We start from the raw sequence: 7347 nt of genomic DNA on the forward strand, positions 1-7347 counted from the left end.
CCAATTTTTAATCCAAACTGGACTGCTTTCAACTTCGACAATTATGAAACAAGTGTATGAGATTGGTTCGTAGTGAGGACTTTAGTCCTTTCTTTTCTGAGGACTAAAGTCCTCACTACGAACCTTTTCGAGCGCAAATTACCAATCACAAACTACCATGAACAGACGCCAATTTTTAATCCAAACTGGACTGCTTTCAATTTAGACAATTATGAAACAAGTGTATGAGATTGGTTCGTAGTGAGGACTTTAGTCCTTTCTTTTCTGAGGACTAAAGTCCTCACTACCAACCTTTTCGAGCGCAAATTACCAATCACCAATTACCATGAACAGACGCCAATTTTTAATCCAAACTGGACTGCTTTCAACTTCGACAATTATGTCTGTTGGACTCCACGGTTTAGCCGTGAAAGCCGCCGCACCCAAGAACAGCAAACGATTAATTGTGATATTTTTGCGCGGCGCAGTCGATGGCTTAAACGTAATTGTTCCCTACCAAGAAGCGAATTACTATCAATCTCGACCCAAAATAGCTATCCCAAAACCGGGGCTGCAAGGCGGTGCGATCGACCTTGACGGCCGTTTTGGACTCCACCCCGCACTCAGCGCGATCGCCCCGCTGTGGCAGCAAGGAACCCTCGCATTTGTCCACGCTTGCGGTTCTCCCGATCCCACCCGATCGCACTTCGAGGCGCAAGACTACATGGAAAGTGGCACTCCCGGCAAAAACAAGACCCCCGACGGCTGGATGAACCGCCTGCTGTCAGTCATATCCGCCAATTCCCCCGTCCAAGCCCTGAATGGTGGCACCTCCACACCCCGCATCCTGTCGGGAAAAATGGCAGTTGCCAGCTTTAGACTAGGTAAAAATGCTGGTCGCCCGATCGCCATTGACAAACCCCAAATCGGTAGCGCATTCGATCGACTTTACAGCGATAGCGACCAACTAGGTCAAGCATACCGAGAAAGTCGCGCCGCCCGCCAAACCCTGCTGGCTAACTTGGATGCAGAAATGAAAGCCGCCAATAACGGCGCACCCTTAGCCGATGGTTTCCCCGGCGACGCGACACAATTGGGGCGGCTGATGGCGAGAGACTCCAGCATTCAGCTAGCTTTCCTCGCCCTCGGAGGCTGGGATACCCACATCAATCAAGGAAGTTCCCAAGGCCAATTAGCCGCAAGATTGCGGCCTCTGGGACAGGGTTTAGCCAATTTGGTGCAGGGATTGGGTAATGTTTACTCAGAAAGCGCGATCGTAGTTATCTCAGAATTCGGCCGCACAGTGCGCGAAAATGGCAACGGCGGCACGGATCACGGACACGGAAATGCGATCTGGCTTTTGGGTGGTAAAATTAAGGGCGGCAAAGTTTATGGCGAGTGGCCGGGATTGGATGAAAGTCAGTTGTATCAAAAGCGCGATTTAGCCGTGACGACAGATTTTCGAGATGTAATTGCGACTGTGTTGCAGAGTCATTTACGACTGGATGGGGAAAAGGTCGATCGAGTTTTTCCCGGTTACAAATCAAATCGAATCGTTGGGTTGGTGTCAACAGTTGACAGTTGACAGTTGACATTGAGAAAGCTGTAGGGTGCGTCGTCATTCACAATCTCTGAAAAAAATCGACTTTTCGAGTAGCGACGCACCTGTGTTATCGCCAGCAGAGTGCAAACAACATTCGTTTTACTCCGCCAACAATTATGTCGTACAAAGACTTGAGAAAAATGCTATTACTCTGAAATAGAATCGCTATCGTCTCGGTTTCTCGGCGGCGGTGCACCGTGAAAAGTTGCAATCAACAAACAGATAATCCCAGCATTAATAAACACATCTGCCAGATTAAATACCGGGAACCGAATGATCCGAAAATCGATAAAATCTACAACGTGGCCCAAAATAAATCGATCGATCCCATTACCCAGTGCGCCCCCCAAAATCAAACCGTAGCCAGCTTGTTCCCAGCGGTTAATTCGCGGCCCGAACCAAGCCAATACAATCAATCCCACACTCACGCCCAAAGACAGCCAGCGCAACCAACTCGCCCCGCCGTTGCTAAACAAACTAAAAGCCGCACCGGTATTAACAACATAAGTGAAGTGAAATATCCCCGGTAACAGCGGCTGAGTCTGCGGAGGAACCGTCAAGTCAAAATTTTGCACCACCCAAAACTTAGTCAGGTGGTCTAAAATTAAACTGATAACAGCAGCAACCCAGAATAACGGATTTCTTTTAAAACGCATGGATTAGTTAAACAGTTGACAGTTGACAGTTGACCTGTGACAGCGAAGTGATAAGAACGGAGATTTAAACTCCGTTCTTATCACAATCTGCCGACCTGAGTAAGGGCTTCAAACCCTTGCTATTCCGTAATAGAACATGGGGAATTGGACACGATATAATTTATTGAAATCTCGCGTTTCATGGCGAGCAGAATGCAGTGTAGCAAAGCAATCCCAGCCGCAGCGAGATAATCTTCGGGTTTTGCAATGATAGTATAACCTGATTTGACATAATTACCAACAATTCCTTCTTCCTTCTTCCTTCTTCCTTCAGAATTAATAAAACATCAAGCGGCGCAAAGTAAATGACAAAAGTGCGATCGCACAAACTACAGCCAATTGTCCTGGTAGAGGATAAACTGAATATTTTAGAATCTCATTGAATAAAGGTGTTTTTTTGCCCGGAATCAGCAAGTAACTAAAAATTAGATAAATTAAGCCGATCGCGTGAACTGTAAATAAACCGCACAAACAACTAAAAGCGATCGATTCCAACCGCGAAGCCACCTTAAAAGCAACCCAGCCGCACACCCAAGCACCAGGAACAAAACCCAACAAATACCCAAAACTCGCTTCTTTAATATAGCCGATGCCGCCACCTTGAGCAAAAACTGGCCACAAAGTCAATCCTAATACCAAATAGGCAATTTGCGAGAGAGCAGCCGCATTTTTGCCGCCCATGCAGCCTACTAGCAATACTGCTCCAATTTGATAAGTAACACCTAAAGAGTACGCCTGAAGTCCGCGATCGTCCCAAAACCCGATCGGCATTGTCACAGATGCAGGCAAAAAAGTGCCTCCTATGGTTAGGAGCAAACCAATAACAGCCCAGATTAATTCGATAGGAGCAGGCATTATAGCAGAAGGAAGAAGGAAGAAGGAAGACGGAAGAAGGAAGATGCAAGCTGGAATGCCCGCAGCTTTTCAGTTCTTTATACTAGCACTACTGTCAAAACAACCACCATTGTATGGTTTTCTGGTTCTTAAGCCTGGATAGTCCGATCGCTTAATGGCGGATTTTTCGCGATCGGGCGATCGCATACTTATTTTCCTACCAATTTATCATCCGATATGTTATCTGATTACGCCTGTCAAGCTCATCAAGGCTATTTTAATAGACCTCCTGCGAAAGTCCTCACCTAATCGACAGAACCGATAATTACCAGTATGTCTGGCCAATCTTTTATTATTAGTTAATAATGGCTGAAATGGCTACTGTTAAAGGATCGATAAAATACTTTCGCAGGAGGTCTATTGATTAATAATATTAATACTAAAATAATACTAAGATGTGATTAAATGTAAAGATTTTTAACCTAACCTTTACTTTCGCACGATATGGTGGTGGTGAATACCTGTATAACGATCGTAAATTTTCTTTACCTATGCTTTTTCGTCTCAACTTGATTAATCCGAATCGTGTTACCACAGCAATTTCTGCTATGGCGATCGCCCTCAGCTTAGCAGCGTGCGGCGGCGGCAGCACAACCACCAGCAGCAGCCCCAGCCCCGGCAGCGACACCGCAGCAACCCCCGGCGCTTCCCCCGTGGCAGCCCCAGCCGCCAACACCAAACTCGCCCTCGCCTCAGACGTAGCAATCACAGCAGCAGGCGCATCATTCCCCGCCCCCCTGTACCAGCGTTGGTTTCAAGACTTCAACAAAATCAACCCCAAAGTACAAATTAACTACCAATCAGTAGGCAGCGGCGCCGGAGTCGAACAATTCACCAAAGGCACTGTAGACTTTGGCGCTAGCGACACCGCCATGAAAGACGACGAAATCGCCAAAGTTCCAGCAGACAAAGGCGTGATTTTGTTGCCCATGACAGCCGGCAGCATCGTCATCGGCTACAACCTGCCAGACGTACCCGAACTCAAACTGCCCAGAGACGTTTACACAGAAATCTTCCAAGGTAAAATTACCAAGTGGAACGACCCCAAAATTGCAGCAGCCAATCCGGGCGCTAAATTGCCAGACCAAGCCATCACCGTCGTCCACCGTTCCGACGGTAGCGGCACCACCGCCGTCTTCACAAAACACCTGAGTGCCATCAGCCCCGACTGGAAAACAGCAGTAGGCGACGGCAAAACAGTAGAGTGGTCCAAAACTGGTACCTTTGTCGGTGCAAAAGGCAACGAAGGCGTCACAGCCCAAGTCCTGCAAACCGCAGGCGCAGTTGGCTATGTAGAATACGGCTACGCCAAAAACAACAATCTCAAATTTGCATCTTTGCAAAACAAAGCAGGTACATTTGTAGTACCTAACGACGAATCAGCTTCAGCAGCTTTAGCGACAGTGCCCTTACCGGAAAATCTGCGAGCATTTATCGAAGACCCAGAAGGCGCTACTTCCTATCCAATTGTCACCTACACTTGGATGCTAGTTCCTAAAACAGTTGCTGACCCCAACAAAGCCAAAGCCATTGAAGCAATGGTTGAATACGGCTTGAATGAAGGTCAAAAAGTTAGTTCTGAATTGGGCTACGTTCCTTTGCCTGCAAGTGTTAAAGAAAAAGTAGCCGCAGCGGCCGACGGCATCAGCCCCGACTACAAAATTGAAGTTGCCAAATAGGGATTGAAGTCAGTTGACAGTTGACAGTTGACAGTTGACAGTTGACAGTTGACAGTTGGCAGAAAGAAGAGGGAAGAGAGATATTTCTGTGGGGCGGGTACCAGGAATATTTGTTAAAAAGTCAGGGATTAATCAACCCGCCCCTCTTTTGTTTTATTGAGTAGATACCGTAGGGTGCGTCGCCACCAACAATCTACGGGCTTCAGAAGAGAAAATCTCGCAGCGACGCACCCTACAACGGGCGGGTTGAACCAGAAATATTTGTTGAAAAGTCACGGGATTAATCAACCCGCCCCTTTGGTTTTTTATTCTCTTTCTTTCTACTCCCGAACAGCTAGCTTTTGCCTCAAATTGCTCTTTTTATTTACTATTATTTGGGTTTTTTGTTTATGGTTTCAGATAATAATAGCCCTCAATTAGAGAGCCGATCGCGCTCAGCAGCAGAAAAGTCGTTAGACCAAGCCTTTATCTGGCTGACGCGCATTTTGGGCATCGGAGTAGGCGTAATCTTGCTGGTAATCGCCGTGACGGTTGCTTACAGAGCCTTACCTGCTATGCAACAGTACGGTTTGGGATTTCTATTTAGCAGTAGCTGGAATCCGGTTAAAGAAGAGTACGGCGCGCTGCCGATGATTTATGGGACGATCGTCAGTTCGGCGATCGCGCTTCTAATTGCGGTACCATTAGGAGTAGGGACTGCAATCTTCCTGAGCGAGGACTTTCTGCCGCTCCCAGTACGCACAGCTTTAGTTTTTTTAGTAGAACTTTTAGCCGCCATTCCCAGCGTAGTCTACGGTTTGTGGGGAATTGCTGTATTGATTCCCATTATTACCAGCATCGGAAAGTTTCTCAACGGTAACTTCGGATGGCTGCCAATTTTTAGCACTCCGCCAGTTGGCCCGGGAATGTTACCCGCCGGAGTAATCTTGGGGATTATGACTTTGCCCATTATTACTGCTATTTCTCGCGACTCTTTGGCAAGTCTTCCTCCCGATTTGCGACAAGCATCTTTAGGTTTAGGAGCTACCCGGTGGACGACAATTTTTAGAGTGCTAGTACCTGCTGCTTTCTCCGGCATAGTCGGCGGAATCATGCTCGGCCTGGGCCGCGCGATGGGAGAAACAATGGCAGCCACCCTGTTAATTGGCAATTCCAATCAGTTAAGTGCTTCTCTGCTAGCTCCAGCAAATACTATTGCTTCTCTGATGGCAAATCAATTTGCCGAAGCTTCAGGTTTGCAAGTAGCAGCTCTGATGTACACGGGGCTAATTCTGTTTATTCTGACGCTGATTGTGAATATCTTGGCAGAGTGGATTGTTTCTAGAGTCAGAGCCAAGTACAACTAAAAGTTTGCTGCAATTTCCCATACAGTTTTGATTTATGTCAAATATCCCGTCGGAAGATCGAAGTTCTTTGACCTCGAATCCAGGCAGTTTCAAAAAGGTTAAAGGCAGTCCGCAATCGCTGTTCAATACCGCGATGACGGTATTAGCAGGAGCCTGTTTGACAATTACTTTGTTGCCTTTGTTTGCAGTGCTTTCTTACGTTACAGTCCAAGGTTTCAATCGCCTAAATTTAGATTTGTTTACCAAACTTCCACCCCCGCCTGGACTTTCGGGAGGCGGTATCGCGAATGCAATTCTCGGTACATTGATGACGGTAGGAATTGCTTCTTTAATTGCTGTGCCTTTTGGTATACTGGCCGCCGTTTATTTGTCGGAATTTAGCAAAGGCTCGATCGCACGTTGGGTACGCTTTGCTACGAATGTCCTCAGCGGAGTTCCTTCGATTATTGCTGGTGTATTTGCCTACGGTTTGTTTGTGGTAAATATGGGAGGCTTTTCGGCAATTGCAGGCGGTGCGGCGCTGGCCGTGCTGATGTTGCCGACGATTGTGCGGACTACTGACGAAGCTCTACAAATCGTCCCGCAAGATATTCGATGGGCGTCGGTTGGTGTGGGTGCATCTAATTATCAAACGGTATTGCAGGTGGTTTTGCCTGCTGCTATTCCGGCTATTTTAACCGGCGTGACGCTGGCAATTGCTCGCGCTGCGGGAGAAACTGCTCCTTTGATTTTTACGGCGCTGAATTCCCCTTTTTGGCCGGGAGGATTTGATAAGCCAACTCCGTCACTTTCGGTGTTGGTGTACAACTTTGCAACGGTTCCTTTTAAGGCACAGAAAGAGTTGGCTTGGGCTGCATCTTTAATTTTGGTGTTCATGGTTTTGTTGACGAGTATTCTGTCTCGCTGGGCTACTCGCAAAAAGGTTTATTAGTCATTGGGCATTGGGCATTGGGCATTGGGAAGAAGGCCAAACAGGGCATTGGGCGGAGCGTAGCGGAGGGATTGGGCATTGGGCGATTCTTTCTCACCGAGAAACGAGACGGAAGCCTCTGGCTTTTAGACATGAGGAGGAAGTCGGTAGCGGTTTCAACCGCCTTCAATATTTTTTTTGTATTGGTTGTTTTACAGTCATATTTCAATCTTAAATCAAG

Annotated in this window: 7 protein-coding genes; 5 read left to right on the top strand and 2 right to left on the bottom strand. The window is 47.1% G+C overall.

The genetic code is table 11. The annotated features are described in order from the left end of the window. The first annotated feature begins 325 nt into the window (after window positions 1-325). Window positions 326-1564 carry a DUF1501 domain-containing protein gene (locus QZW82_RS31210; protein WP_293157968.1) on the top strand — a complete coding sequence of 413 codons (1239 nt, stop codon included), beginning with the start codon at window positions 326-328 and terminating at the stop codon, window positions 1562-1564. Window positions 1565-1728: 164 nt separating this feature from the next. Here QZW82_RS31210 and lspA read toward each other — a convergent pair whose 3' ends face one another. Both lspA and QZW82_RS31220 read right to left on the bottom strand, forming a co-directional pair. Next, window positions 1729-2238: a signal peptidase II gene (lspA, locus tag QZW82_RS31215; protein ID WP_293157971.1), complete on the bottom strand. Its 510-nt coding sequence runs from the start codon at window positions 2236-2238 to the stop codon at window positions 1729-1731. Between the two features lie 315 nt (window positions 2239-2553). Then, entirely contained in the window at window positions 2554-3132 is a 579-nt protein-coding gene (locus tag QZW82_RS31220; protein ID WP_293157974.1) for a biotin transporter BioY, read from the bottom strand. Here QZW82_RS31220 and QZW82_RS31225 point away from each other — a divergent pair. From QZW82_RS31225 to pstA, 4 genes are all read left to right on the top strand, one after another. Beyond that, on the top strand, window positions 3080-3274 hold the full coding sequence (locus QZW82_RS31225; RefSeq protein WP_293157986.1) for a hypothetical protein: 195 nt from the start codon (window positions 3080-3082) through the stop codon (window positions 3272-3274). The two genes, QZW82_RS31220 and QZW82_RS31225, sit on opposite strands and share 53 nt — an antisense overlap. A gap of 388 nt (window positions 3275-3662) precedes the next feature. Then, window positions 3663-4850, top strand: a complete 1188-nt coding sequence (pstS, locus tag QZW82_RS31230) for a phosphate ABC transporter substrate-binding protein PstS (RefSeq protein WP_293157977.1) — start codon at window positions 3663-3665, stop codon at window positions 4848-4850. A gap of 389 nt (window positions 4851-5239) precedes the next feature. Then, on the top strand, window positions 5240-6196 hold the full coding sequence (gene pstC / locus QZW82_RS31235; RefSeq protein ID WP_293157980.1) for a phosphate ABC transporter permease subunit PstC: 957 nt from the start codon (window positions 5240-5242) through the stop codon (window positions 6194-6196). Between the two features lie 34 nt (window positions 6197-6230). Continuing rightward, complete coding sequence (gene pstA, locus QZW82_RS31240) at window positions 6231-7127, top strand: phosphate ABC transporter permease PstA (RefSeq protein ID WP_293157983.1); 897 nt, start codon at window positions 6231-6233, stop codon at window positions 7125-7127. Window positions 7128-7347 lie beyond the last annotated feature (220 nt).

Source organism: Microcoleus sp. bin48.metabat.b7b8b9.023 (assembly GCF_013299185.1).
Taxonomy (GTDB): domain Bacteria; phylum Cyanobacteriota; class Cyanobacteriia; order Cyanobacteriales; family Microcoleaceae; genus Microcoleus.